Below are 26,179 nucleotides of genomic sequence, written 5' to 3'. Positions count from 1 at the left end.
GACTGCGTTAGCAATACTACTGCGTTTTTGCTTCTAACTCGGCTAGCTGCTGATTTTTTTCATTCCAAATGCGATTTAACTCAGCTTGAAAGTTAACTCTAAAGTCAGCATCACCGGTGTAATCACCGATTAAATTAGGGCTCACTTCCATCACTTCTACTCGCAAATCAACTTGCGTAACACGACCACTGGCAAAATCAACAAAGCTCGGAATACCATCAGGATAATGAATGGTTACATTGACCACTTTTGAAATTTGTTCACCCATAGCTTGCATAACAAACGCAACCCCGCCCGCTTTTGGCTTTAACAAGTGTTCAAAAGGGCTGTTTTGGCGTGAATGTTTTTCGGCAGTAAAACGTGTGCCTTCAACAAAGTTAACGATACTTACCGGCATTTCTTTGAACTTTTCGCAAGCTTTGCGCGTTGTTTCTAAGTCCTTGCCACGTAATTTAGGGTTTTTCTTTAATTGTGATTTGCTAGTGCGAGTCATAAAGGGAAAATCTAATGCCCACCACGCAAGACCTAAGAAAGGCACGTAAATTAGTTCTTTTTTTAAGAAAAAGTTTAAAAAAGGAATGCGGCGATTAAACACGCGTTGCATTACGACAATATCTACCCAGCTTTGATGATTAGCGATCACCAAGTACCAATCTTTTGCTTTGAGCTGCTCAAGTCCGGTTACGTTTAGCTTATAAGAAGCAAATAAGTTTTGGTTAATACTGTTACAACTCACCCACATAGTGGCGCATTGCTTAGCAACCCAACTCATTAATTTTTGCAGAGGTTTAATTGGGATCAGTTTAATCACGCCACAAATAAAGATGGGCACGAACCAAAAAAGTGTATTGAGGGTGTAGAATAAAAAACTGAACACACAACGGATCATGGACATTACTACTTATTCCTTTAATGCTTAATCTTCAAAATACGTGTAGCCAGAAAGGCCAGCATTTAGTTCTGACAAATATTGTGCCTTAGATTGCTCATCAATTGCCAGTGAGTTAACCCGTTTTGCAAAGTTTTCAGCAAGAATGTCACTATCATAATCAACAAACTTTAATACGTCCTTAACGCTGTCACCTTTAATCGCGTTAGTCAGCTGATAACCAGCTTCAGTAAGTTCAACATGCACTGAATCTGTGTCGCCGAATAGGTTATGTAAATCACCTAAAATTTCTTGATACGCGCCCACTAAGAACATCGCAATGTGATATTGCTGGCCTTGCTTGTACTCAGGTATAGGTAAGCTGCTCTCAATGCCGGTACCTTCAACATAGTTACGAATTTGTCCATCAGAGTCACAGGTAATGTCTTGAATAATAGCGCGTTGCGTTAACGGCTGGTGTAGGTTTTCAACAGGCATCACAGGGAATAATTGCTGAATACCCCAAACATCAGGCAGTGATTGGAATAATGAGAAATTAACGAATAGCTTGTCGGCCAGTTTTTCGTTTAAATCATCTAACACTTCACGGTGGGCACGGGCATTTTCGCTGAGGGATGCTCGAACGCGGTGTAAAATGGTGAAATACAGCTGCTCAAGCTTCGCCCATTCAAGCATAGTGAGTAAGCCATGCACATACTGATCATGAGCTTCACTAAATAGATGCATTGCATCATGATAAATTTCCAGCGCCATACGCGGTGTTAAACGCTGTAAACACTGCCACATTTCATCTAGTACCAATACGCTACCGGCCTCAGGCGCTGTTGGGTTTTCATGATTTGGCGCACGCTCGACATCGATAACATCAGTAATTAATACCGCATGATGCGCTGTTAACGCACGACCTGATTCGGTAATAATGGCTGGGTGTTTAAGGTCATGTTGTTGGCACACTTCAGCAAACGCATTCACTACATTACGTGCATATTCATCAACACTGTAGTTCATTGAACACGAACTACGTGAACCAGACCCTTCATAATCAACACCTAAACCGCCACCTACATCAACTGTATTAAGTGGCACGCCTAACTGCGTTAACTCAGCAAAATGGCGAGCACATTCACGCAGTGCCCGATGAATATCACGGATATTGGCAATCTGAGAGCCAATATGGAAATGCACTAGTTGCATTAAATGAAGTTTATTACGCGACTTAAGTAGCTCAACCGCAGAAAGTACTTGGCCTGCAGTTAAACCAAACTTGCCTTTTTCACCACCGGTATTTTGCCATTTACCTTTACCTACCGAGTTTAAGCGAATACGGATACCGATTGATGGCTCAATTCCTAAGTCATCAATTTCAGCTAACAAGGTAGTCAGTTCAGAGAGTTTTTCAACAACAATGTGAACCTTGTGCCCCATGCCTTGACCAATACAGGCCAAGCGCAAAAATTCACTGTCTTTGTAGCCATTACATACAATGGTAATTGGCTCTTTCGCTACACCTAAAATCGCCATAAGCTCAGGCTTTGAGCCGGCCTCAAGGCCCACTAAACCACTTGGATGAGCGAGTAGTTTACTCACAACAGAGCGCTGTTGATTAACCTTAATTGGATAAACACAAGTATAACTACCTTGATATTCACGGGTGTTACACGCTTTGGTAAAAGCACTCGTCAGAGTATCAACACGATTTTGTAGAATGTCAGTAAAGCGTACTAGTACAGGTAAAGTAAGACCTTGCTTTTTGAATTGCTCGGTCAGTTCAGATAAAGACACCGCAGCTTTAGTTTGATCACCATCAGGGTAAGCCACCAGCTCACCTTGCGCGTTAATGTCAAAGTAACCGTCACTCCAGTGAGCAACATTGTATGTATCGCGTGCTTTGTCTAAACCCCAAGTCATGGCAATATCTTCTGTAATTTCATTAAATATAAACGCACATTTTAATACGCTAGGGCTGACCACGCTAACAAAAATTGCGCTATATGCCAAAGTGATAAAAAATATTCGCTATACTGATTAAAATTTGATTGAGCAATTGGTCAAGCACTGGCAAAATTGCCCCCTTTTTTACCATTAACCAAAAGTGTATGAGCAAGATGGCTAATTTAGATCAAAACAACTGGTTCACTGAAATTAGTGACCGTGATGGTAGTGCCTTTTCACTACGCATTACTAAAAAGCTTGATGAACAACAGTCGCCATTTCAAAAAGTAGAAATGTACGAGACAACTGATTTCGGTAATCTGATGATTATTGACGGTTGTACTATGGTAAGTAGCCGTGAAAACTTTTTTTATCACGAGATGATCAGCCATCCGGCATTGCTTGCACACCCAAATCCAAAAAATGTTGTGATCATTGGTGGTGGTGACTGCGGTACATTGCGCGAAGTATTAAAGCACCCAGGTGTTGAAAGCGTAACACAAATTGATATCGATGAAGTCGTGACACAAATGTCACTAAAATACTTCCCTGAGCTATGTGAATCAAATCAAGATCCTCGCGCTACAGTGATGTTTGACGACGGCATCAAGTACATGCGTGAAGCAGCCCCTGAATCAATCGATGTAGTGATTGTCGATGGTACAGATCCTGTTGGTCCAGGCGAAGGTTTATTCAACCATGCTTTCTATACGAGCTGTTTAACTGCACTTCGCCCTGGCGGTATCTTAATTCAGCAAAGTGAATCACCACTTATGCATATGCCACTATTAGTAGAAATGCGCGATGCGATGACAGAAGTGGGCTTTGTTGATCTACAAACTCTGCCTTTCCCACAGCCAATTTACCCAAGTGGCTTATGGTCAGTAACCCTTGCTCGTAAATCTGAATCGTTTGCAGGGTTTCGTGAAGATGATGCAAATACACTGGCGCAAAGCACAGAGTACTATAATGCAGGTATTCACCACGGCGCATTAGCGACACCAAATTATATGAAGCGTGCTTTTGAGAAAAAGTAAGCGTTTTAGCTAGATGTAAAAAAGGGCTCATTGAGCCCTTTTTTGTTGGCTTATGATTAGACTTTAAATCGATTTACTAAATGATTGAGCTCATCAGTGAGTTGGTTCATACGATTAGCTACTTCTTGTGTTGAACTTGCTAAGCCGCCCCCTTGTTGGGTTTGATCGTTTAAGTCTGATAAATTTTGGCTAATTTCATCTGCCACAGCAGTTTGCTCTTCCGTCGCTTGCGCTGTCTGCATTGCCATATCATTTACCTTAACTGATGACTCTTGCATTGAGTTAAGCACATCATTGGTTTGTGTAAATGACTCAACCGCTTCATCGGCATAGCGCTTACCACTATTAATAGCTTGCAGTGACTGCTCAACGCTTGTAGCAAACTGTTCAACCATAGTTTGAATGTCATTAGTACTTTCTTGTGTGCGAGTTGCTAGGGTACGAACCTCATCAGCAACGACCGCAAAACCGCGACCTTGCTCACCGGCGCGCGCGGCTTCAATTGCAGCATTCAGAGCAAGCAAATTTGTTTGTTCAGCTATTGCTCGAATTACTTCAAGCACTTTGGCGATGTTGTCTGAGCTTTGCTGCAATTCTGTTGAACGCTGGCTGGCATGCTCCATGTTGTCTGACAGCGCAATAATTTTACGGCTTGAATTATCAACCGCAGCTAAGCCTTGTTTAGCTAGCTGTTGTGAATTATCGGCTTCATGAGATGAGTTTTGCGCCACATTGGCCACTTCGCGACTTGCTACACTCATTTCGTGTACAGCACTGACTATCGACTCAGACGCTTGGCTGAGCTTTTGATTTACTTGGTGGTTTTGATTAGCAAAGTTGTCTAAATCATTACCAAGATTATGTAGCTCTTTCGCTTGTTCTAAAATATCTTTGATTAACTGTTGTAAGTTATCTAAAAAGCGGTTGAATGCAGTAGCCAACTCAGCAAATTCATCTTGCGTTTTAACATTAATACGACCTGTTAAATCTCCATCTCCAGAGGCAATTTCATTAATTCGTTCTGTGACAAAGTTAATTTGTTTTGTAAGCTGGCGTGGCACAAAATAACTAAACCAACCAGCAACTGCCAGAACAACTGCAATCATCAGCATAAGCATCACTTTAAAGCCCATTACTTTATCCATCAGCTTTTCTGTTTCTGCTTGAGAGGTTTTATCTGCCGCTTCACCGGCTTTATCTAAAATATCACGTAGTGCCGAAAAGGATTGCTCTGCAGCTTGTCTTTGCGAAGCATCAGCAGGGTTATTTATGTAACTTGTTGATGCTGTGTACCATGCATCAAATGCGCTATCAAAGTTACGGAATTGACTCGTAATCTCAGAGTATGGCGACATATAAGATAGATATTGCTTAAATCGTTCTTTAACTTGCTCGGCATTTTCTTGGTGATCTGTTAGTTGCTCTTTATCACCTTTCATTTGAGTAACAAGATGCAACTCTGCCACTTTAGCTTGGTACAGGTCTCGGTCAGCATTAACAACCACAGAAACCGCATTTAAGAAACGTTCTGACTGTGCATCAATCGCTTCTTTTTGAAGGTTAATTAGATAGGTATAGCCGGCAATTAAAATGACGACAGCAATGCCAAGTAGCACAATTGGTAAAGAGCTTTTGACGCGAATGCTTTGTAACTTCATACATTATCCCAATTCAAATTCTAATCAGCACGTTCATTAGAATGTTAGTAGAAAAACTAAAAAAGTGTATGAAATTAAAAAAACCAACTCGCTGAAAATTGCAATTGCTGCTGCGAGTTATGCTCATTAAATCCCATACCGGGTCTGTTTTGAGCGTCACTGCTCAGCACTGAATATTCAGCACCTACTTGCCACTGAGTTGACAGTTGATAACGCCAACTTGCGGTTAAAGCTTCTCCACGACTTTGGTTAGGATCAAATTGCCAATCATCATGATCGCTAACCTTGAAATAATCATACCTAATTGTGAGACGATGCTGGTCTAACTTGTGGCTTAATAAAACAAAATGACTATAAAAATCATTATCTACCCCACGGTGAGGGCCCATTGAAGTTTTACCATCTAACAATTGCGCAATAATGCGTGTTTGCTTATTAACTTTATATAGCCAAGCAACGCTTAAAAAGCGAGTATCCCATGCGTATTGACCAGTATCGGTATTCAAAGCACCTGGATCGCCATTGTTATCATAATAATAAACACGTAATTGCGATCGCTTCTGATAATCCCAATGCGCGCCAACGTAATAACCAAAGCGGCCATCAACTTCTTCGAAAGGCTCAACATGCTCAGCTTGCTTACTTAACTGATACCAATTAAATGAATTAGGGGTTGCAAAATCAATACGTTCATTAAAGGTAGTTTGCCTATCATGCATAGCAAAGCCCCGCCATGACAATAAAGTACCGGCGGGATCATTGCCTTTAAACACCGAGGCAACCCCTTCAAAGCTGTGGTTACTTCTAAACTGTCGACCTGGGCGCTTAATGCTTGCCTCTAAACCAAAAGCACGTACCTCTTCACCAATCCATGTATTAATCGCAGAATTAGTATAGTTATAAGGTGACATCCAGCCACTTTGTGGATTCTCTAGTGACATTTTTGGATAAAAGCCACCAGCTTTAACAGCCCATTTGTAGCGACTTGCAGTAAGAGGCTGATATTGTAAATAAGCCTGAGTAAAGCCTACTGTCAGTTCAGGATCTGGATGAGCGTTAAGCACAGTATGCGCAGACCAATCGCTATTTAATTCAAAACGACTACTTAGCATAGCTTGTGATATTACGACACCATCATGCTCTTGGTCATAACGGTATAAGCCGATTCCCTTACGCTGATAGCTCGACAGTTGGTCGCCACGCACAGCCGTTACGGTTAGCTGCCCATCATGCTCGGCAAAGGCCTGTATAGGTAACCCCACAACACTAAATAATGCCAAGGCGTGCCATTTATTAATAATCATCAAATTCGTCGCTGCTTAGTTCTAATTTTGGTAATAAAGTTTGTTTTAACTGATAACTTAATTGCTTAGCCGTGTTTTTGATCTCGATGGTTTCTGGTGTGCTGATATCATTAAATCGGTCATGCCAAACAGCCAAAGTAAACTTACCTTCAGGTAAGCTTAGTTCAACCATACCTTGCTCATCGGTTTGCCCATAAATACCGCCATCAACGACTACAATATAACCCAGCATCCAGTCATGAATGTTACAGCCAAGCTCGACAACGCCTGTTTGTGCAAAGTTAATCGGTTTTTCTGGTTTATCGTGGTAAAGCTTTAACTCAAATTGCTTTGTTTTAGAAAATGAATAAACGTGGTGCATGATTGAATCAAGGTTAGGAAACTCAACATTAGCCCCTTGTGGCACTGCCAGCACATGAGGCACAAAGGCACGTTTTTTTTGACTCATAGTGTAATGACTATCAAGAGCTGTAACTTGTTTTGAACCTTTAAGCCAAACCACGGCATTTTTGAGAGGTTGATTCTGCTTATCAACTATCTGTATTTGCTGTGCCAATAAACATTGACTAAACAATAGTAGTAGCAACAGGGTTATTCTTGTCATTTTTGCTAAACCTTTTTAGGTGCTGGACTTGGTATCGCAGCGTTCACTTTGTTGAATACGTATGCAGATCTCTCGTATTAACCGGCAAGTCACTTTATGCTTTAAGGATGTATGTGAATACGTGACAACAATCCATAACCATAAGCCGCCAAGGAACAACAATGCGATTAACTGCCTTAATGTTAGCAGCCTTTTCAGGTACTTGCCTAGCACAAACCACAACCGTCAGTTCACCTGATGGGCAGATCAAAGTAACTATCTCAGATGAGCAACACACACCTAGCTACGAAATCAGCTTTGCAGGTAAACAAGTCATTGCTAACTCTTCGTTAGGTCTTGTTTTTAAACAACAACCAGCAATGAGCGAAGGTTACAAAATTAGCAGCCAAACCACTGATTCGGTAAAAAGCAGCTGGGAGCAACCTTGGGGTGAGCGCCAAACGGTAGTTGATAACCATAACGAAGTCGCTGTTACCTTTAAAAAGCCACAACCACAAGGTGGCACGTTTACAGTACGTTTTCGCGCTTTTAATGATGGTGTAGGTTTTCGATACGAATTACCAAAACAAGCTGGCTATGATGATGTAGAAATCACTAAAGAGCTTACAGAGTTTGCTATTACAGATTCATCAGATGCAACAGCTTGGTGGATCCCCGCCCGAGGTTGGAACCGTTATGAGTATGTTTATAACACTACCCCACTTCATAAAGCCGCACTTGTGCACACACCATTTACTTTAAAAAATAAAGAGGGTGTGCATATCAGTATTCACGAAGCTGCCCTTGTTGATTATGCAGGTATGGTTTTAAATCAACGTCGTGATGGTACTTTCCAAGCAGATTTAACACCTTGGTCAGACGGTGTAGCAGTTAAAAAGCACGGCGCATTCAATACACCTTGGCGTACAATTCAAATTGGTGATGAAGCCGTTGATTTAATCAATTCTGATATCATCTTAAACCTAAACGAGCCGAATAAACTCGGTGATGTATCTTGGGTTAAACCGGGTAAATACGTAGGTATTTGGTGGGGTATGCACATCAATGAAAATACTTGGGGTAGCGGTAAAATTCATGGTGCAACCACTGCAAACACTAAATATTATATGGATTTCGCTGCTAAATATGGCTTTGATGGCGTGCTAGTCGAAGGCTGGAATATTGGCTGGGATGGCGACTGGTTTTATAACGGTGATGTATTTAGCTTTACTCAACCTTATGACGACTTTGATATTGAAGAGCTAACACGTTACGGCAAAGAAAAAGGCGTGCAATTAATTGGTCACCACGAAACTTCAGGTAACGTGACTAACTACCGTAACCAAATGGAAGCTGCATTTGCGTTATATGAAAAATCAAATGTAAGCCAAGTTAAAACAGGTTATGTAGCTGACGGTGGTAACATCAAGCGTATCGATGAAAACGGCATTGTGCGTAAAGAATGGCACGATGGTCAGTTCATGGTAAACGAGTACCTATACAACGTGAAACTTGCTGCTAAGCATAAGATTAGTATCAATACGCATGAGCCAGTAAAAGATACTGGCCTACGTCGTACATACCCGAACTGGATTGCTCGTGAAGGTGCTCGTGGCCAAGAGTTTAACGCATGGGGTACACCGCCGAACCCACCTGAGCACATTCCAATGCTTGCTTTCACCCGTATGCTTGCCGGCCCAATGGACTTCACACCAGGTATTTTTGATATGGGCTTTAACGGTCTAGGTGCCGATACCAATCGCCCACAAACAACTCTAGCGAAGCAATTAGCGCTATATGTTGTAATGTACAGCCCAATTCAAATGGCCGCTGATTTACCACGTAATTACTTGGCCAAGCCAGATGCATTTCAGTTTATTCAGGACGTACCAACTGATTGGCAACAAAGTATTGCACTACAAGGCGAAGTTGGCGATTACGTTGTATTTGCACGTAAAGAGCGCAAGCGTGAGCAATACTCAGGTAACGACTGGTATCTAGGCGCTGTCACAGACGAAAAAGCCCGCACTTTAGAAGTGAAATTAGACTTCTTAGATAAAGGCAAAAAGTTTGAAGCGCAAATCTACCGTGACGGTGATAAAGCACAGTGGGTTAATAACCCTTACGACTTAAAAGTAGAAAAACGCATTGTTACTGCTGATGATAACTTGACGTTAAAGCTTGCTACCAGTGGCGGCACAGCGATTCGATTTAAAGCGATGTAAGTTGCTAAAAATTATGAAAAGCGCGGCATTTGATGTCGCGCTTTTTTATTTGCTTTGAGAAATAGGAGCACTAGTAATGGCTATGCTCACTTGCAATTTACCTTTCTCAAAGGTAAATTTTTTGAATGATTACTCAAGTAAGTAAAGAATGGATCCTTTAGAAAGACTTGCACAGAGAAATACCGCACATAAAACAGCTCGTAAAAAAGAAAAACGTGAATTACTTTGGCATATTCCGATCACTGTAATCAGTATTTTGACTTATATGTCTATTTATATCTTTTTAGTGACTGACGACATAAATCCGAATGATTTGCCAATAACTGTAAAGCCAGTATGGGTGGTTTCAAATCTACTAACTCTGGGGCTAGGTGCCACGCTCTTTGTAAGCAGTATTGCGTTTTTAGTATTGCTATATTTTTTAACGAAATATATAAAGGTAAATATTTTAAAGCTCAAAGTGGCAACTATAACTACTATGCTATTTCTGGTTAGTATATCTTTTTTTGCACTTGGCAATTTTTGTAACAGCCTAATTTATAAAAATAAAATTTTAATTGCCGATTTCATGCATTTTGGATTTTATGAACCTCCTACTCTCATTCAGATGGCTTTAAACTGGCTAACCATCTTAATAGTTATCTTGTTACTTTCTTTAAATTTCATCATTGCTTCAGCACCTTTCAAAGCCAGAAAGCACTTTAAAACTAGTTTTCTTGATAACTCATAACTGTAACAACTTAAACTATAAGTAACTGACTGCTCTGTAGATCTCCCCCCATAAAAAAGCAGCCTACTAGGGCTGCTTATAACTTAAGGTTTGAAGCTAAAAGCTCGGCTTTAATCTGCTAGTAATTGATCAAATAAATCAAAAACTTTATCGAGCTCTTCAATAGTGTTGTAGTGCATACAACCAATGCGAACTACGCCGCCGGTTTCTAATACCCCTAGCTGCTTACATAAGCCTTGGGCATAGAAGTTACCATCCCACACACAAATGTGCTGCTTACCTAAAAACTCAGAAACAATACGTGGCTCAATGTCTGCAAAAGTTAGTGCAAAAGTCGGTGTACGCTCAGATAAACGATCTAAAGCATCAATACCGAACAACTTGATACGCGGATAATCAGCCAAACGCGTTAAGAAATGCTTACTTAATGCCATTTCGTGTTGTTTAGTGATAGCAAATGCAGCAGCTAATTTATCTCGGCGTGAGTGACTATCATCAAGCTCACTAATTGCAGCAATGTAGTCCACAGCAGCAATTAAGCCAGCCAATGCTTCAAAGCTTTGTGTTCCAGTTTCCCAGCGACCTGGCGCAACATCTTTTGCAGGCTCAACTTTATATGGCCTGAAACCTTCTAGGTGCTCACGTTTGCCATATACAATACCAAGGTGAGGGCCAAAGAACTTGTATGCAGAGCAGGCTAAGAAGTCGCAATCAAGTGCTTGTACATCCACAAGCTCATGAGGTGCGTAATGAACGGCATCAACATAAACTAACGCACCAACCGCATGAGCAAGCTCAACAATGCGTTTAATATCATTAATTGAGCCAGTAGTGTTCGATGCATATGTCACTGCAACAAGCTTTGTTTTGTTAGATAAAAGGCTTTCCAAGTGTGCCATATCTAAGCTGCAATCAGCTTCGTTGATAAGGGCAGTTTTTACAGTAGCACCTTTATCTTCAGCAGCTTGCTGCCAAGATGATACATTTGAGAAGTGATCAGCATTGGTGACGATAATTTCATCACCTGCAGTCCAATCGCGCGAGATTGCACGGCTAAAGCTAAACGTTAAGCTTGTCATGTTTGCACCAAACACGATTTGCTCTTTAGATGGCGCATTTAATAAGTCGGCTGCAGCTTGGCGAGCGTTTGCCATTAACTCTACTGTTTTGTCACTTGAGAAAAATGCACCGCCTAAGTTTGAGTTGTAGTAACCCAAATAAGCAGTCATGGCACTTAAAACTGACTGTGGCACTTGAGAGCCACCCGGGCCATCAAGGAAAATCGGTGACTGACCGGCAACTTGTTGCATAAGCGCAGGGAATTGGCGACGTAATTGCGTTAAGTTCATGATATACCCTTACGCAGTTAGTACGAAGCAATCAAGGTAACCTTCTTTGCTTGCGTCTAATTTATTCATTGGGGTTGCGTTATGCCATACTTCACGGTCATTAATAAGCGCAAACATGCCGTCCTTAATTTCCATTTTGAAACATGGCTCAGCTTGTTGGTGCTCATAAACAAGTAGCTCACCACCTTCTAGGTTTTCATGTGATACACCACATACACAAACGTGATCAAAACCATCTTGGTGAACACCTTCAGGCGCAGCAGGTGTGTCGCTGTCGATAGCAAGCATTCTAAATTGGTGAATTTCAATATTGCGGTCATCGCTAATACCTGTCATATCACGAAACTGATTAACGATTTGCTTCATGCCAACAGTCGCTAATAAGCTATCTTCTAGATTTTCATAAGTACGCTCAACATTACCTTGAAAGGTATTAATTGAGTCATCTTGCACGAATGCTTTTGTTGGTTGTAATTTTAATTCTCCATCAACAACTTTAATTACTGAATAACGACGCTTACGAAACTCACCATCTGCGTATGGATTCGCAGGTAGGTTAGCAAAAGAAGGTTTTACTGCGTCAATATGCGTTTGGCTTACAAAACGAAGTTGTAGAAGGTTCTGGTTGTTTAATGTAGTCATTTAGATCTCGCCTTAATACGTTGAGAATATTGGCGAGGATTTTAATGCAATTGATAGGAAATTTTTGCGTTATTATGTAAACAGCAATGATTGTTTATGTAGTTTTAAGATCGAATAAACAAGTAATTTAGAAATTTTATCTAAAATAAAAAGCCCGCTTAATGCGGGCTTTTCTTGCAATTTAATTTATCTCTAATTAAACAGCTTGTTGAACGATTACTTGGTCTGCCTTTTTAGTGTATTGAGGCATACGGTGGAAGTTCAGGTAACGATATGTATCAGCTGCCGTTGCATTGATCTTATCTGCATACTCTTGGTACTCAGCAGGTGTAGGTAATTTACCTAGGATTGCTGCTACTGCAGCAAGCTCTGCTGATGCTAAGAATACGTTCGCGCCAGTACCTAGACGGTTAGGGAAGTTACGCGTAGAGGTAGAAACAACAGTTGCTTTATCAGCAACACGTGCTTGGTTACCCATACATAGTGAACACCCTGGAGTTTCGATACGTGCACCTACGCGACCAAAGATACCGTAATAACCTTCGTCAGTAAGCTGGTCTTTATCCATCTTCGTTGGTGGTGCAACCCAAAGTTGAGTTGGGATACGACCACTGAAGCCATCTAGTAATTTACCTGCAGCACGGAAGTGACCGATGTTAGTCATACAAGAACCGATGAATACTTCGTCGATTTTCTCGCCTGTTACGTCTGAAAGAAGACGTGCATCATCAGGATCATTTGGAGCACAAAGGATTGGCTCTTTGATGTCAGCAAGATCAATTTCAAGTACATGTTTGTACTCTGCGTCAGCATCAGCTTCCATAAGTTCAGGGTTAGCTAACCACTCTTGCATTGCATTGATACGACGCTCAATAGTACGCACATCACCGTAACCTTCAGAGATCATCCACTTAAGCATTACGATGTTTGACTCTAGGTATTCAGCGATAGACTCTTTAGAAAGCTTAACTGTACAACCTGCAGCTGAACGTTCAGCTGACGCATCAGAAAGTTCGAAAGCTTGCTCAACAGTTAGGTGCTCAACACCTTCGATTTCTAGCACACGACCAGAAAATTCGTTGATTTTACCTTTCTTCTCAACAGTTAGAAGTCCTTCTTTGATACCGTAGTAAGGGATAGCATGAACTAGGTCACGTAATGTGATACCTGGCTGCATTTCACCTTTGAAACGTACTAAGATTGACTCTGGCATATCAAGAGGCATTACACCAGTTGCTGCTGCGAATGCTACCGCACCAGAACCCGCAGGGAATGAAATACCTAGAGGGAAACGAGTATGCGAGTCACCACCAGTACCTACTGTATCTGGTAATAACATACGGTTTAACCATGAGTGGATTACACCGTCACCTGGACGTAGTGATACACCGCCACGGTTCATGATAAAATCAGGAAGTGTGTGGTGAGTATTTACGTCGATTGGTTTAGGATAAGCTGACGTATGACAGAAAGACTGCATTGTTAAATCTGCAGAGAAACCTAAACACGCTAGATCTTTAAGTTCGTCACGCGTCATAGGACCTGTTGTATCTTGCGAAACCAACAGTTGTCATTTTCGGCTCACAGTATTGACCAGGACGTACGCCAGGCATGTTACATGCTTTACCAACCATCTTCTGAGCTAATGTGAAGCCTTTACCAGAATCAGTTACAAGAGCTGGCTTACGGAAGATATCTTCAGCTTCCATACCTAGTGATGCACGCGCTTTATCAGTTAAACCACGACCGATGATAAGTGGAATACGACCGCCAGCACGAACTTCATCAAGAATTACGTCTGATTTAAGAGAGAAAGTAGAGATAACTTCATCTGTACCGTGACGCTTAACAACACCTTCGTATGGGAAGATATCGATTTGGTCACCCATGTTTAGCTCATCAACAGGTAGCTCAATTGGTAACGCACCAGAGTCTTCCATTGTGTTGAAGAAGATAGGAGCGATTTTACCGCCTAAACATACACCACCAACGCGTTTGTTTGGTACGTGAGGAATATCATCACCCATGAACCAAAGTACAGAGTTAGTTGCAGATTTACGAGAAGAACCCGTACCAACTACATCACCAACGTATGCAAGAGGTAAACCTTTCGTTTTAAGCTCTTCTAGCTGTGCGATTGGACCAACTTCACCTGGTTTGTCAGGATTGATGCCATCACGTTCATTCTTCAGCATTGCTAAAGCATGTAGTGGAATATCAGGACGTGACCATGCATCAGGTGCAGGAGAAAGGTCATCAGTATTTGTTTCGCCAGTTACTTTGAATACTGTAACTGAGATTTTTTCAGCAACTGCAGGCTTGTTTACAAACCACTCAGCATTTGCCCAAGATTCGATTACTTGCTTAGCAAACTCGTTACCTGCTTTCGCTTTTTCTTCTACATCGTAGAAAGCATCGAACATTAATAATGTGTTTGATAAACCTTTAACAACGATTGGTGCTAGCGCTTCGTCATCTAAAAGATCAATCATAGGTGCGATGTTGTAACCACCTAACATAGTACCAAGTAGCTCAGCTGCTTTTTCTTTTGATACAAGTGGAGAGCTCGCTTCACCTTTTGCAACTGCAGCTAAGAAACCTGCTTTGATGTAAGCAGCATCATCAACACCTGGTGGTACGCGATTAACTAGAAGATCAACAATAAATTCTTCTTCGCCTGCCGGTGGATTTTTGATTAGTTCAATAAGATCAGCCGTTTGCTGAGCATCTAATGGCGCTGGTACGATACCTAACGCGGCACGTTCTTCTACGTGTTTACGATATTCTTGTAGCACAATATTGCCCTCTTGGTGACGTGAAAGTACTCGGTAGTAGTAAGCTAAATACCAATTAAGACCCAGTACTTATAGTATTCTGACGGTTAATTATAAAGCTTTTAAGTATAGATGAAAATCCATGCTGTAGTTAGAGGCTTTAATACTCACTATAAATAGCATGAATAGTACTAGAAAAAAACGCTATTCAAATGAATATTTATTAAGAATCATTCCTATCTATCAATTTCTAGGGCTTTAAAATGAAAAAACCCAGCACTAGGCTGGGTTTTAAAATTTGCGTAAAGGGTTAGATTAACGCTCTACTTTAACACGCTCAATAACAGTCACTTTCGCTTCAACACGACGGTTTTCAGCGTGAGCTTCTGGCGTATTTGCTGGGTTTTTAAGACGCTCTTCACCTAAACCAACAGTAGTAAGACGCATTGGGTCAATGCCATCTTCAATTAGTTTCTTAGCAACAGCATCAGCACGTTTTTTAGATAACCACTTGTTGTAGTCAGCTTTACCTACTGACGAAGAGTGACCTTCAAGTACTACGTCTGTTCCTGGGTGCTCTTTCAAAAACGCAGCAGCAGCATCAATATCGTCTAAGTATTGTTGAGATACTTTAGATGTATTGTTAGGGAATGTGATTAGTAAAGTCTTAGACACTTCACGGTCTTCATACAATGTACAACCAGTACCATCAACAGCATCTGTCATTGGTGTATTTGCACACTGGTCATCAGCATCTGGGATATTATCTCCATCGCTATCTACTGGCTCAACAGCTACAGGAACAACAGTTGGAGCTGGCTCTACTGGCTCAGCAGGAGCGCTTTGATCACCAAATATATAGCTAAGACCTAGCTTTGCACCAACATCTGTGTAACCACGGTCAAGACCTTGATATAAAGATGTTTCAGCGTTGAATGCAAAGTTATCGGTGAAGTAATGTTGGTAACCGGCACCTACGTTAGCAAACATTAGATCTTCATCAACAGCATCAAGATTTTTTAAACCAAAAATACCGTAGAAAGGACCACCGCCAAAATGATATAAGCCATCAATACCGTAACGCTTACCACTTTCAGAGCCACTTACAGTGGTACCGGCTGTGGTTTCAGCGCTCCAGTCAAAATCCATATCAGCATATTCTAAACGAGCACTCCAATAATCGCTGAAGCGGTAACCTAATTCCAAACCCCACCCAGTTGAGTCATCTACATCTAAACCGCCAGGTGGATAGTCACGGATATTTTCCCAAGAGTTATCATAATAATCGCCAAATGCGCCTATATAAAAACCTTGTTTTTCTGCAGCGATACCTGAAGCACTTGTTGCAGCAAGCGCTAAAGCTATAGTTAGTGATTTTAGTTTCATGTTTCATTCCCTTCCATTTTAGTAACTAAAGGCAGTGTAGCCTACACTCAGTCAAGATAGGTGATGAGTAATTAATCCAAACTTAATAAACTCAAACAACTAGTAAATTTTTATAATTCCATAGCATCAACTAAATACAGCGACATAAAGCACCTTAATAATCCATGTCGGACTGGTGCAAATTACACGTCATTAAAAATAATTATATAACCTAATAATAATTCAACAAGGTGATTAAACACCATACTACAATAATTTGAACTTTGATTAGGTGATTCATATCAATATATGATGGTTATTACATCTAAAATTGGTACAAATTAAGATTAACTTGTTTCTTAGGAAAGTAAATATTGAATTTCATTCAAAAAAAGGCCGGACTAATAAAATTAGTCCGGCCCTAGTTATATATTATTAATTAAATAAGGAATTTCTACCTTAAATATAATAACTTACTTACGAAGTACTTTAACTTTTTCAACGCTCGTGATTTGAGCTTCTACGCGACGATTCTCTGCATGTGCCTCAAGTGTATACGCTTTATTTTTCAAACGCTCTTCACCATAGCCAACCGTAGAGATTCTATCTGAAGAAATGCCGTCTTTAACTAGCTCTTCAGCAACATCTTTAGCACGCTTTTCAGAAAGCATCATGTTGTAATCAGCGTCACCAACTGCTGATGCATGCCCTTCAAGTACTACTGAAGTACCTTCATTTTCTTTCATAAAGGCTGCAACATCTGCAATGTCGCTAAAGTATTGATTAGGTACTTCTGCAACGTCATGCGGGAACGTAACTAGTAAAGTTATAGTTGCCTCTTTTTCTTCATATAGAGTACAACCAGTGCTGTCGACAGCATCAGTCATCGGTGTGTTTGCACACTGATCATCTGCATCCATTACACCGTCATTATCACTGTCAGTTGGTGCAGCGACTACAGGTGCAGGCTCTACCGGAGCAGGCGCACTTTGATCGCCAAAGATATAGCTAATACCCAGTTTAGCACCAACATCTGTATAACCACGATCAAGACCTTGGTATAAAGATGTTTCAGCATTAAAAGCAAAGTTATCTGTGAAGTAGTGCTGGTAACCAGCACCTACGTTTGCGAACATTAGATCTTCGTCAACTGCATCCAGATTTTTAAGACCGAAAATACCGTAGAAAGGGCCGCCACCTAAATGGTATAGCGCATCGATACCGTAGCGCTTGCCGCTTTCTGAACCACTTACAGATGTGCCATCATTAAGCTCTGCATTCCAATCGAAGTCCATATCAGCGTACTCTAAACGAGCGCTCCAATAATCGCTAAAACGATAACCTAATTCCAGACCCCATCCAGTTGAATCATCTACATTTAATCCACCTGGCGGATAATCGCGAACATTTTCCCAAGAGTTATCATAGTAATCGCCGAATGCGCCAATATAAAAACCTTCTTTTTCGGCAGCGAAGCCTGTTGTACTAGTTGCAGCAAGTGCTAACGCAATAGTAAGTGATTTTAGTTTCATTATTTCCTTCCCATTTTCACAATAAAGCTATTGAAGCTAATGTATTTCGAGTACTTAAAACTATATAGCAGCTTAAAAACTAATTTAATGAAATTTTATAAACAGCTATACTTTATATTTACTAATACTTTACTATTAATAAAAGTAATCTATTCAGTGGCAATTTATACTAATTAAAACTTTCAAACTACCAGCATAGTAGTGTAACACCACTTAAAGCAATAATTTACTTTAAATCAATGATATCACCAGTCAATGTCCTGCTCAATCTACGAACATTTTAAAGCGATAAATAACTTTTTTCTTTCAGAGGTGTAACTATCATTTATGTGCCACAGAAAGTTTGATAGTTTTTGTCACCATCACTTGGCAACTCGTACCAACTTTGATGTTCTTTAAAGTATGTGTATGGCTCTGAAATCACTTCAAGAAAATCATTTAATAATAAGCTACTACCTGCTTTTTCAAATTCAGCTATTATGCTTTCTATATTATGATTACGCGGGATGACTGCAGGATTAACGGCTCTCATGACGCTGTAACTTTCAGCAGTTGTTCTTAGCTTCCACTTTAAAACCCACCCTTTCAACCTATAATCCACAGTAAAATCACTTACTAAAGATTCAGTGAGTGCATTAAATGTATTGGTATAATCAAGTTGATGCTGCTTCATTAAAGCAAGTAATTCTGAAACCAAAACATGATCACCTTCTTGCTGACCTGCTAACCCTAATTTCTGCTGCCACATAGCATTAAATGCATCATTAAATTTATCAGCAAAACCATTCACAACCGACGAAAGTTTTTCTACGGCACCATCTTGCTCATCAAATAAAGGAATCAAGCTTTCAGCTAAACGCGCAACATTCCAATTGGCAATATTGGGCTGATTACCAAATGAATAGCGCCCTTGGTGATCAATCGAACTGAACACCGTGTCTAGGTCAAACTGGTTCATCATCGCACATGGGCCATAATCGATAGTTTCACCACTAATCAAAGTGTTGTCGGTATTCATTACACCATGTATAAAGCCAACTCGCATCCAACTTACGACCAGCTCAACTTGTTTATCTAATACAGCAGTTAAAAACTCAATGTAGCGTTGCTCACCAGCACTGCTAATTTCAGAGAAATGACAATTAATTGCGTAATCGACCAGCTTTTCTAGCCCTTCAATATCCCCTTGCGTTGCTAAGTATTGAAATGAGCCGACACGAATATGACTTTTAGCTAAACGAGTAACTACGGCGCCTGTACGAGGCGGTTGGCGATATACGGTTTCACCGGTAGCAACGACTGCTAAACAACGTGTAGTAGCAATACCTAGAGCATTAAGAGCTTCACTCATAATATATTCTCGCACCGCAGGACCAATTGCACAGCGACCATCACCACCACGAGAAAATACAGTTGCGCCAGCGCCTTTTAGCTGTAAGTCCCACAATGTGCCATCTTGATCTGCAATAGCACCAAGTAAATGTGCTCTGCCATCACCCAGACGCGGTGAAAAATGACCAAATTGATGACCTGAGTAACCAAGTGCAACTGGTGCAACGTCGTTACTTATTGTTGAACCAGTTAAGAATTTAGCTAAAAACTCGCTGTCATGATTAATCGAAAAATTATCAGCTAACTGATCATTAAACAGTAGCAATTTAGGCTCAGCTACAGCACTAGGCATATCTTCAATCGTGAGCAGTTCACTAATGTCTGTGTATCGAGGTTGCAGTTTCATAATTTTCCTTAACGCGTTGCTACACCTACGCGGTTATCACCTACACCATAGGCAACAAGCTGACTAAGTGCCTGCAGACTATAGCCACTTTGCTGTTGTAATTCATTGAAGAAGTTTTGCGCTGACTGTAGTGACTTTTTAGTTTGTAAGCCACCGTCTATCAACTCGTGGGCACGCAAGTAGGCTTCTACATCACGAGAAAGCAAGAAGGTATCTTTACCTAGCGCCCGTAAAGCGTATGGGCCAGTATTCCCGCCTAAACGTGCACCATGCTTTTTGAGATAAGCCCATAACCCAATAATATTATCACTTGGCCAGTCAGCAATAAACTGACTAAAGCTGCCATGTTTCTCCGCGACTTCATGGATCATATACGCATTTTCAGGGATTGTTTGTACTTTTTTAAAATTACGAACAATTCGTTCATCACTGGCTTTTTGCTCGAGCATATCCGGCGGCATCATTAACAATTTTTCAATGCTAAAATCCCAAAACACTTCGCAAAAACCAGCCCATTTATTGTTAATAACTGACCAATAAAAACCACTTTGAAAGATTTTACGAGTAAACTCTTCTAACCATAAATCATCATGCATTTTGGCAATATCAGTATCATCGAGCGGGTTTGATAGCAGTGCACGCAGCATGTCTTCGCTACCCTTTCGAGATACGGCTCGCTGATAAATATCGTTAAATTTTTCCATCATTTTTCCAATTTATTTGGTTAACGCTAAGTGTACGTAAAAACACGGTTATACGTAACCATGTTGCAAAATTGGTCACTAAAAAACAAACTCATCAGCTTGACACCTAGATGGCTAAAATGCTTTAATCGCCGCCAATACCCTATTTAACTATGTTGGCTTTTACCTTAAAAGCGAGCATAAAGGGCTGGAAGAGGTGCGTTATTCAGGTAACGTATGGGAAGAGCACAGACTCTGTTGATCATACGTGAGGGGAATTAACGCCGAGAAGTAACACCGTTTGTGAGGTGCTTATTTCGGGCGACTGGGCTGAATCCCAGCGACTGTCACCAACAATAGCAAAGCGCTATTGATTAGTTTGGTGGAGAGCTTCTGGTCTTAGTATAATAAGGCCGTCGCGTCTTTATTATTTTAAGCCCATTCGCTCTTCGAATTATACCTTGTTCGAATGACGACATGCGGCCCCATTCAAATGTTCCCGCATATACTCTTCGAATACCTTATAAGTTCGTGAGAGATGATCAACAATTTTGATTTAAATGACTATCCATTATGGACAGCGCTTGTCACGCCATTTTCTGAATCTGGCGAGGTCGATTACACGGCCCTAGAGCAACTGGTCACTGAACAGCAAGCCGCAAATAACGGCATTTTATTGCTTGGCAGTACCGGTGAAGGACTAGCGCTTTCACTTAAAGAACAACAAGCCATTGTCGAGCATGTTTGCCAATTGGCACCGAGTGTGCCACTGATGATCGCTGTGGGTGGCATGAACCTAAAGCAGCAAATTGCATGGGTTGAATACTGCAATCAGCTGCCAATTCATGGCTACCTGTTAGGCTCACCTCTGTATGCAAAACCTGGTGTTGTGGGTCAAACACATTGGTTTGAAAGCCTACTTAACGCAAGTCATCACCCTTGTATGTTGTATAACGTACCAGGGCGCAGCGCAGTTGAAATTTCACCACAGGTAATTAAAAACCTTGCCGACCACAAAAACCTTTGGGCTTTAAAAGAAGCCAGCGGCGATATTAGCAAGTTTGAAGGCTTTAGAACGGCATCGCCAAAACTTGCCATTTTCAGTGGCGATGATGCACTTATGCCGTATTTTGCTCAAGCCGGTGCAAAAGGTTTAGTTTCGGTTGCCGCTAATGCTTGGCCAAGCCAAACCCATGAGTTTGTTAAACGCTGTTTAAGTGGTCAATACCCAAATCTATTCACTGATTGGTCGCAAGCAATTCAAAGTCTATTTGCTGTAGCAAACCCAATCCCCGTAAAAGTACTGATGCACCTGCAAGGTAAAATAAATACCCCGCATTTACGTCCGCCACTTACGCATTTAGAGCTTGAGCAAACAGACGGCATCACCCACGCAAATAACACTATTTTATCTTGGAACTAAAAACAGGTTTTATCATGAGCTGGTTAGAATTATTAAACAACTTAGAATCAGGCGCAGTTCGCGCAGCAACACAAGACGAGAACGGCAACTGGCATGCTAATATTGAAGTTAAACAAGGCATTTTAGAAGCATTTAAAAATGGCACTAACACCGAGTTCCCAGGTGGTTTTGTTGATAAGCACAACTTAGCACCACAAGGCTTTGCAGCAGATGCAGGCGTACGTATGGTACCAGGTGGTAGCAGTGTTCGTCGTGGTGCACACGTTGCTAAAGGCACTATTATTATGCCACCAGCGTATGTGAATATTGGCGCGTTCATCGACGAAGGTACTATGGTCGACAGCCACGCATTAGTGGGTTCATGTGCACAAGTGGGTAAAAATGTTCACCTAAGTGCAGCAGTACAATTAGGTGGCGTGCTTGAGCCTATTGGTGCAAGCCCAGTGGTTATTGAGGATGATGCATTCATCGGCGCAGGCTGCGTAATTGTTGAAGGTGTAGTTGTGAAAAGAGGCGCGGTACTTGCGCCGGGTGTGCGTTTATCTGCAACCATTCCAGTCTACGACTGTATTAATGAGCGCCAGCTAAACAAAGGTGAAGCAATCCCAGAAAACGCGATTGTGATCCCAGGTTCTCGTCCTGCTTCAAACGCATGGGCTCGTGAGCAAGGCCTAAGCATGTCTTGTGCATTGATCGTGAAATACCGAGATGAACAAAGCGATGCATCATTACTGTTAGAAGAGGTTTTACGTTAATGAGCTTTATGAGCACGCCCATCAAGCAAGCAGTTGAACAAGTAGCAACGCACCTTGATACGCCATTTTTTATCTATGATTTAGATAAATTAACTGCACATTTAAATCAACTGACGGCGCAAACCGATGTGAAACTTTGGTACGCAGTCAAGGCCAACCCGCTGTCTCGCATTATTCAATGTTTAGACAGCGCAGGGTTTAATTTTGATGTTGCAAGTAAAGGTGAACTTGAGCAAGTACTTGCTCAAGGCATCGATAGCGAGCGCGTGCTCAATACTGGGCCTGCAAAGAGCCCTAAACAAATTTCACATTTTATTGCTCGCGGTGTACGTACTTTTGTGGCAGAGAGCATTAACCAAGTTCGCTGGTTAAACGAACAAGCAACAAAAGCAAATTGCCAGCTGCAAGTATTATTGCGTGTACAACTACGTTGGCCAGACAGTGAAAAGAACCCACTTGGCGGCGATAGTCTCACCCCCTTTGGTTTGGGCTGTGATGAATGGCAAGCACTAACAGTAAGTAATTACCCAGCACTTAACTTTGATGGTCTGCATATTTTCCAATGGGGCAACATGCTCAGCACCGATAAACTCGCTGAGCTATGGCGTGCCATGATTGAGCCATTACAACGACTCGCTAACTCATTAAATATTAACCTTAATGTTCTCGATTTGGGTGGTGGCCTAGGCATTCCTTATACTCAAGATGCTAACCGACTTGATTGGTCTGCACTTATCGAGACTCTGGCGAGCATTAAAGCGGATGCCGGTGTCAATGAGCTTTGGATGGAACTTGGTCGCTATGCAGTGGGCGAATGTGGTCATTACGTAACGCCGATTGTTGAGCGTAAAGAAAATTACAATCAACAGCAGGTGATTTTATCAGGCGGTATTAACCATTTACTTCGCCCAGCTGTGACAAGCCAAGATTTTCCTGCAGCGTTACTACGCGAATCGATGGCTGAGCCTGCAGTAATGACGTTATACGGCCCACTTTGCACCGCGCTTGATTGCTTAGGTGAGCACCTCTTAGCTAGCGATTTAAATGAGCAAGACTGGTTGGTATTCAGCCAGTGTGGCGCATACGGCTTTACCGAAAGTATGCCGTACTTTTTATGCCACGAATTAGCAGCTGAATACATCCTTGAACAAGGCAGTATTGAGTGCATCCGTAGCGCTGAAGATGCTAGCTATTATTTAAGGTAATCGCCATGAGTAAAGAACTAATCAGCCAAGAGAATATTGTGGTTGGCGAGATTGCCAACGGCCTTCCACTGACAATCCCTGTGTATCGCTTAAAAGGCGATGGCACAGGACCAAGCGTGTATATACAAGCTAATATGCATGGCGCAGAAGTACAAGGTAATGCAGTAATTTATCAGTTACTTGAACAGCTAAAATCTCTAAAGCTACGTGGCGACATTACTCTTGTGCCTTATGCCAACCCAATTGGTTGTAACCAAAAATCAGGTGAGTTTACTCTGGGTCGCTTCGATCCTATTACTGGTACCAACTGGAACCGCATGTACCGCTTTAACAAAGCATTACCCTCACAGATAGCTGAACTGCACAAAGGCAGTGATGATGCGACTCTTAAAGCTGCATTCAAAGAGGCACTCGTTACTGACATCGACAGCCAACTAACCGGTCCTGACTACAGCCTAACAACAGGTAAGCGCATTGCTCTGAACCTGCAAAAGCTTGCGCATCAGGCGGATATTGTTTTAGACCTACACACAGGACCTATCTCAAGTCAGCACCTCTATTGCCCAGAATATGCCAAAGACAGCGCAAGCTATTTCAACATTGAACATATCTTATTGATCCCAAGTGACTTTGATGGAGCGATGGATGAAGCGAGCTTCTGTCCTTGGTGGTCGCTTTCTGAAGAACTTGCCAAACAAGGCCGTGAATTTGCAGTTCAAGTTGAAGCATTTACCGTTGAATTAGGTAGCCAAGAAAAAATCGATTTAAGTGCAGCCCTTGAAGATGCAAATAGTATTTTAAGTTACCTCACTTACAAAGAGGTATTTGTGGATGCTGCTTATAAACCAAAAGCGATAACACGCTATGCCTGTATGCTTGAAGATTATGTTGCTTACTATGCGCCTATGGGTGGCATGGTGGAATATCTTGCCCCGCTTGGAGGCCATGTAAAAGCAGGCGAGCCTATAGCCCACATTTTACGAATGGAGCGCTACCTTTCTGAGCAACCCCTTCAAACATTAAGTTTTGATAAAGACGCCATCGCTATTTTGCATTTTGCTTCAGCAAGCGTGAATCAAGGCACTGAACTTTATAAGTTTTTTACAAACGTATTTGAGCTATAAGCTCACACCTTCTCATTGCGTGAGAGTCGACGGCTTATGCCCTTAGGCCGTTACAGTAGAGCTCCAAGCTTAGCTTGGGGCTCTCTATTTACCCAAAATTTCAACAATTCAGTACAAGTTCACGGTTACTTATGTAAAAATCGTTATAATTATACCTACTTACAAGTCTACTGAAAGGGAACTGCAATGGGATGGCGCATTTGGCTGGCAGCCGCTGGCTTATTTTCTGTACCTGTATTCGCTCAAACTGAACAACCACAAACTAACGAACAAGATGACGCGCTAGAACTCGTAAAGCAGTGTATTTTGAACGAAGCTATTGGCGGTGACGGTAAACAAACACTCGAAGAACTTCGTAAAAAGTGCTCTGACTTAGACGAGAGCAAAAAGCTCACGGCTTTAGACAAACGCAAAGCTCGTGAAGAAGTGAGCAAGAAAAACCGTAATGTAATCACTCCACATAAGCGTAACTACATTTTACCGCTCTCTTACGTGTCTAACCCTAATGAGCGCCCTTTTGATGGTTTAAAAGACCTTGCTGAAGAGGTCGATGGCGAACCACTCGATAACCTTGAAGTGAAATACCAACTATCAATTAAAGTACCTATCTTCGAAGGCTTCTCAGATAAAGACCAAGGTATCTTTTTTGCTTTTACATTGCAGTCGTTTTGGCAGTTTTATAACAAAGATATTTCATCACCATTTCGTGAAACCAATTACGAACCGGAGATATTCTGGATGAACTATCTTGATCCTGAGCATGTACTGTGGGGTGATGAAATGGCAATCGCAATTGGTGCCTCGCATCAATCTAATGGTCGAAGCCAACCTAATTCACGCTCGTGGAACCGTATCTATGCTGATTTCTTATGGGAAAAAGATGGCTTTGTATTTAGCTTTAAGCCGTGGTATCGCATTCCTGAAGATAAAAAAGATGATGAGCTAAAAGCACGTGGCGATGATAATCCAGATATCTACAAATACATGGGTTATTTTGAATTCTCAGGTGCATACCGTTACAACGAGCATGAATTCAGCTTTATGACGCGTAATAACTTAAACTCAGATAACCGTGGTGCAATCCAGTTAGATTGGTCTTTTCCTCTTTGGGGCAGGTTACGTGGTTACGCACAATACTTTAATGGCTATGGCGAGAGCTTGATTGACTACAATGCTGATATTGAACGCTTTGGTGTCGGTATTCTGTTAACTGACTTGCTTTAACTGTAAT

The 26,179-nt window shown here is 41.5% G+C and carries 19 protein-coding genes and 1 pseudogene; 8 read left to right on the top strand and 12 right to left on the bottom strand.

From position 1 onward, the window contains the following. Positions 1-16: 16 nt before the first annotated feature. The gene (locus HYD28_03370; protein ID QLE08084.1) at positions 17-895 is read right to left on the bottom strand and encodes an acyltransferase; all 879 of its coding nucleotides are present in this window, start codon (positions 893-895) and stop codon (positions 17-19) included. Between the two features lie 21 nt (positions 896-916). Then, a complete protein-coding gene (speA, locus tag HYD28_03365; GenBank protein QLE08083.1) occupies positions 917-2,797 on the bottom strand; it encodes a biosynthetic arginine decarboxylase in 1,881 nt (626 codons plus the stop codon). Between the two features lie 197 nt (positions 2,798-2,994). On the opposite strand from speA, the gene speE reads away from it, so the two are divergent. Then, positions 2,995-3,858: a polyamine aminopropyltransferase gene (gene speE / locus HYD28_03360; protein QLE08082.1), complete on the top strand. Its 864-nt coding sequence runs from the start codon at positions 2,995-2,997 to the stop codon at positions 3,856-3,858. Positions 3,859-3,914: 56 nt separating this feature from the next. On the opposite strand, the gene HYD28_03355 is transcribed toward speE, so the two are convergent. The 3 genes from HYD28_03355 to HYD28_03345 all read right to left on the bottom strand — a co-directional run bounded on the left by HYD28_03355 (position 3,915) and on the right by HYD28_03345 (position 7,424). Then, entirely contained in the window at positions 3,915-5,516 is a 1,602-nt protein-coding gene (locus HYD28_03355) for a methyl-accepting chemotaxis protein (protein ID QLE08081.1), read from the bottom strand. A 74-nt stretch (positions 5,517-5,590) separates the two neighbouring features. After that, entirely contained in the window at positions 5,591-6,820 is a 1,230-nt protein-coding gene (locus tag HYD28_03350; GenBank protein QLE08080.1) for a hypothetical protein, read from the bottom strand. Then, complete coding sequence (locus tag HYD28_03345) at positions 6,810-7,424, bottom strand: methylamine utilization protein (GenBank protein ID QLE08079.1); 615 nt, start codon at positions 7,422-7,424, stop codon at positions 6,810-6,812. Before HYD28_03345 ends, HYD28_03350 begins: the two co-directional genes overlap by 11 nt. Before the next feature lie 161 nt (positions 7,425-7,585). Between HYD28_03345 and HYD28_03340 the strand changes: the two genes are divergently transcribed. After that, positions 7,586-9,628: a glycoside hydrolase family 97 protein gene (locus HYD28_03340; GenBank protein ID QLE08078.1), complete on the top strand. Its 2,043-nt coding sequence runs from the start codon at positions 7,586-7,588 to the stop codon at positions 9,626-9,628. A gap of 148 nt (positions 9,629-9,776) precedes the next feature. Continuing rightward, the gene (locus tag HYD28_03335; GenBank protein QLE08077.1) at positions 9,777-10,358 is read left to right on the top strand and encodes a hypothetical protein; all 582 of its coding nucleotides are present in this window, start codon (positions 9,777-9,779) and stop codon (positions 10,356-10,358) included. 110 nt (positions 10,359-10,468) lie between these two features. Here HYD28_03335 and HYD28_03330 read toward each other — a convergent pair whose 3' ends face one another. From HYD28_03330 to HYD28_03300, 7 genes and pseudogenes are all read right to left on the bottom strand, one after another. After that, the gene (locus tag HYD28_03330; protein QLE08076.1) at positions 10,469-11,707 is read right to left on the bottom strand and encodes a cysteine desulfurase-like protein; all 1,239 of its coding nucleotides are present in this window, start codon (positions 11,705-11,707) and stop codon (positions 10,469-10,471) included. 9 nt (positions 11,708-11,716) lie between these two features. Continuing rightward, a complete protein-coding gene (locus tag HYD28_03325) occupies positions 11,717-12,349 on the bottom strand; it encodes a 2OG-Fe dioxygenase family protein (protein ID QLE08075.1) in 633 nt (210 codons plus the stop codon). 196 nt (positions 12,350-12,545) lie between these two features. Then, positions 12,546-15,144, bottom strand: a pseudogene (gene acnB / locus HYD28_03320) (bifunctional aconitate hydratase 2/2-methylisocitrate dehydratase). Positions 15,145-15,438: 294 nt separating this feature from the next. Next, positions 15,439-16,509, bottom strand: coding sequence for an OmpA family protein (locus HYD28_03315; GenBank protein ID QLE08074.1), 1,071 nt, complete (start codon positions 16,507-16,509; stop codon positions 15,439-15,441). Positions 16,510-16,961: 452 nt separating this feature from the next. Beyond that, the gene (locus tag HYD28_03310) at positions 16,962-18,020 is read right to left on the bottom strand and encodes an OmpA family protein (protein QLE08073.1); all 1,059 of its coding nucleotides are present in this window, start codon (positions 18,018-18,020) and stop codon (positions 16,962-16,964) included. Positions 18,021-18,345: 325 nt separating this feature from the next. Then, entirely contained in the window at positions 18,346-19,758 is a 1,413-nt protein-coding gene (locus HYD28_03305) for a YdiU family protein (protein QLE08072.1), read from the bottom strand. Positions 19,759-19,766: 8 nt separating this feature from the next. Continuing rightward, positions 19,767-20,462, bottom strand: a complete 696-nt coding sequence (locus HYD28_03300; GenBank protein ID QLE08071.1) for a DNA-3-methyladenine glycosylase I — start codon at positions 20,460-20,462, stop codon at positions 19,767-19,769. Between the two features lie 517 nt (positions 20,463-20,979). Between HYD28_03300 and HYD28_03295 the strand changes: the two genes are divergently transcribed. The 5 genes from HYD28_03295 (at position 20,980) to HYD28_03275 (ending at position 26,172) form a co-directional block, all read left to right on the top strand. Next, entirely contained in the window at positions 20,980-21,864 is an 885-nt protein-coding gene (locus HYD28_03295) for a 4-hydroxy-tetrahydrodipicolinate synthase (GenBank protein ID QLE08070.1), read from the top strand. Positions 21,865-21,878: 14 nt separating this feature from the next. Beyond that, positions 21,879-22,619 carry a 2,3,4,5-tetrahydropyridine-2,6-dicarboxylate N-succinyltransferase gene (locus tag HYD28_03290; protein ID QLE08069.1) on the top strand — a complete coding sequence of 247 codons (741 nt, stop codon included), beginning with the start codon at positions 21,879-21,881 and terminating at the stop codon, positions 22,617-22,619. Next, on the top strand, positions 22,619-23,824 hold the full coding sequence (locus tag HYD28_03285; GenBank protein QLE08068.1) for a PLP-dependent decarboxylase: 1,206 nt from the start codon (positions 22,619-22,621) through the stop codon (positions 23,822-23,824). Before HYD28_03290 ends, HYD28_03285 begins: the two co-directional genes overlap by 1 nt. 5 nt (positions 23,825-23,829) lie before the next feature. Then, positions 23,830-24,948 (top strand): succinylglutamate desuccinylase/aspartoacylase family protein, encoded by a 1,119-nt coding sequence (locus HYD28_03280; GenBank protein QLE08067.1) that lies wholly within the window; start codon positions 23,830-23,832, stop codon positions 24,946-24,948. A gap of 186 nt (positions 24,949-25,134) precedes the next feature. Next, positions 25,135-26,172, top strand: a complete 1,038-nt coding sequence (locus HYD28_03275) for a phospholipase A (GenBank protein QLE08066.1) — start codon at positions 25,135-25,137, stop codon at positions 26,170-26,172. Positions 26,173-26,179: the final 7 nt, after the last annotated feature.

The sequence above is a fragment of the Pseudoalteromonas shioyasakiensis genome (assembly GCA_013391845.1).
In the GTDB taxonomy this organism is placed as follows: Bacteria; Pseudomonadota; Gammaproteobacteria; order Enterobacterales; family Alteromonadaceae; genus Pseudoalteromonas; species Pseudoalteromonas apostichopi.
The sequence above is the reverse complement of the archived record's forward strand: the minus strand, read 5'-3'. Positions and strand labels throughout refer to the sequence as shown.

Bases quoted from the DNA above. Each gene is read 5' to 3' on its own strand.
- HYD28_03315 (QLE08074.1), bottom strand. From the start codon at position 16,509: ATGAAACTAAAATCACTAACTATAGCTTTAGCGCTTGCTGCAACAAGT.
- HYD28_03285 (QLE08068.1), top strand. From the start codon at position 22,619: ATGAGCTTTATGAGCACGCCCATCAAGCAAGCAGTTGAACAAGTAGCA.
- HYD28_03295 (QLE08070.1), top strand. From the start codon at position 20,980: ATGATCAACAATTTTGATTTAAATGACTATCCATTATGGACAGCGCTT.
- HYD28_03335 (QLE08077.1), top strand. From the start codon at position 9,777: ATGGATCCTTTAGAAAGACTTGCACAGAGAAATACCGCACATAAAACA.
- HYD28_03290 (QLE08069.1), top strand. From the start codon at position 21,879: ATGAGCTGGTTAGAATTATTAAACAACTTAGAATCAGGCGCAGTTCGC.
- HYD28_03330 (QLE08076.1), bottom strand. From the start codon at position 11,707: ATGAACTTAACGCAATTACGTCGCCAATTCCCTGCGCTTATGCAACAA.
- HYD28_03275 (QLE08066.1), top strand. From the start codon at position 25,135: ATGGGATGGCGCATTTGGCTGGCAGCCGCTGGCTTATTTTCTGTACCT.
- HYD28_03355 (QLE08081.1), bottom strand. From the start codon at position 5,516: ATGAAGTTACAAAGCATTCGCGTCAAAAGCTCTTTACCAATTGTGCTA.
- HYD28_03280 (QLE08067.1), top strand. From the start codon at position 23,830: ATGAGTAAAGAACTAATCAGCCAAGAGAATATTGTGGTTGGCGAGATT.
- speE (QLE08082.1), top strand. From the start codon at position 2,995: ATGGCTAATTTAGATCAAAACAACTGGTTCACTGAAATTAGTGACCGT.
- HYD28_03305 (QLE08072.1), bottom strand. From the start codon at position 19,758: ATGAAACTGCAACCTCGATACACAGACATTAGTGAACTGCTCACGATT.
- HYD28_03325 (QLE08075.1), bottom strand. From the start codon at position 12,349: ATGACTACATTAAACAACCAGAACCTTCTACAACTTCGTTTTGTAAGC.
- HYD28_03350 (QLE08080.1), bottom strand. From the start codon at position 6,820: ATGATTATTAATAAATGGCACGCCTTGGCATTATTTAGTGTTGTGGGG.
- HYD28_03300 (QLE08071.1), bottom strand. From the start codon at position 20,462: ATGGAAAAATTTAACGATATTTATCAGCGAGCCGTATCTCGAAAGGGT.
- HYD28_03370 (QLE08084.1), bottom strand. From the start codon at position 895: ATGTCCATGATCCGTTGTGTGTTCAGTTTTTTATTCTACACCCTCAAT.
- HYD28_03340 (QLE08078.1), top strand. From the start codon at position 7,586: ATGCGATTAACTGCCTTAATGTTAGCAGCCTTTTCAGGTACTTGCCTA.
- speA (QLE08083.1), bottom strand. From the start codon at position 2,797: ATGACTTGGGGTTTAGACAAAGCACGCGATACATACAATGTTGCTCAC.
- HYD28_03345 (QLE08079.1), bottom strand. From the start codon at position 7,424: ATGACAAGAATAACCCTGTTGCTACTACTATTGTTTAGTCAATGTTTA.
- HYD28_03310 (QLE08073.1), bottom strand. From the start codon at position 18,020: ATGAAACTAAAATCACTTACTATTGCGTTAGCACTTGCTGCAACTAGT.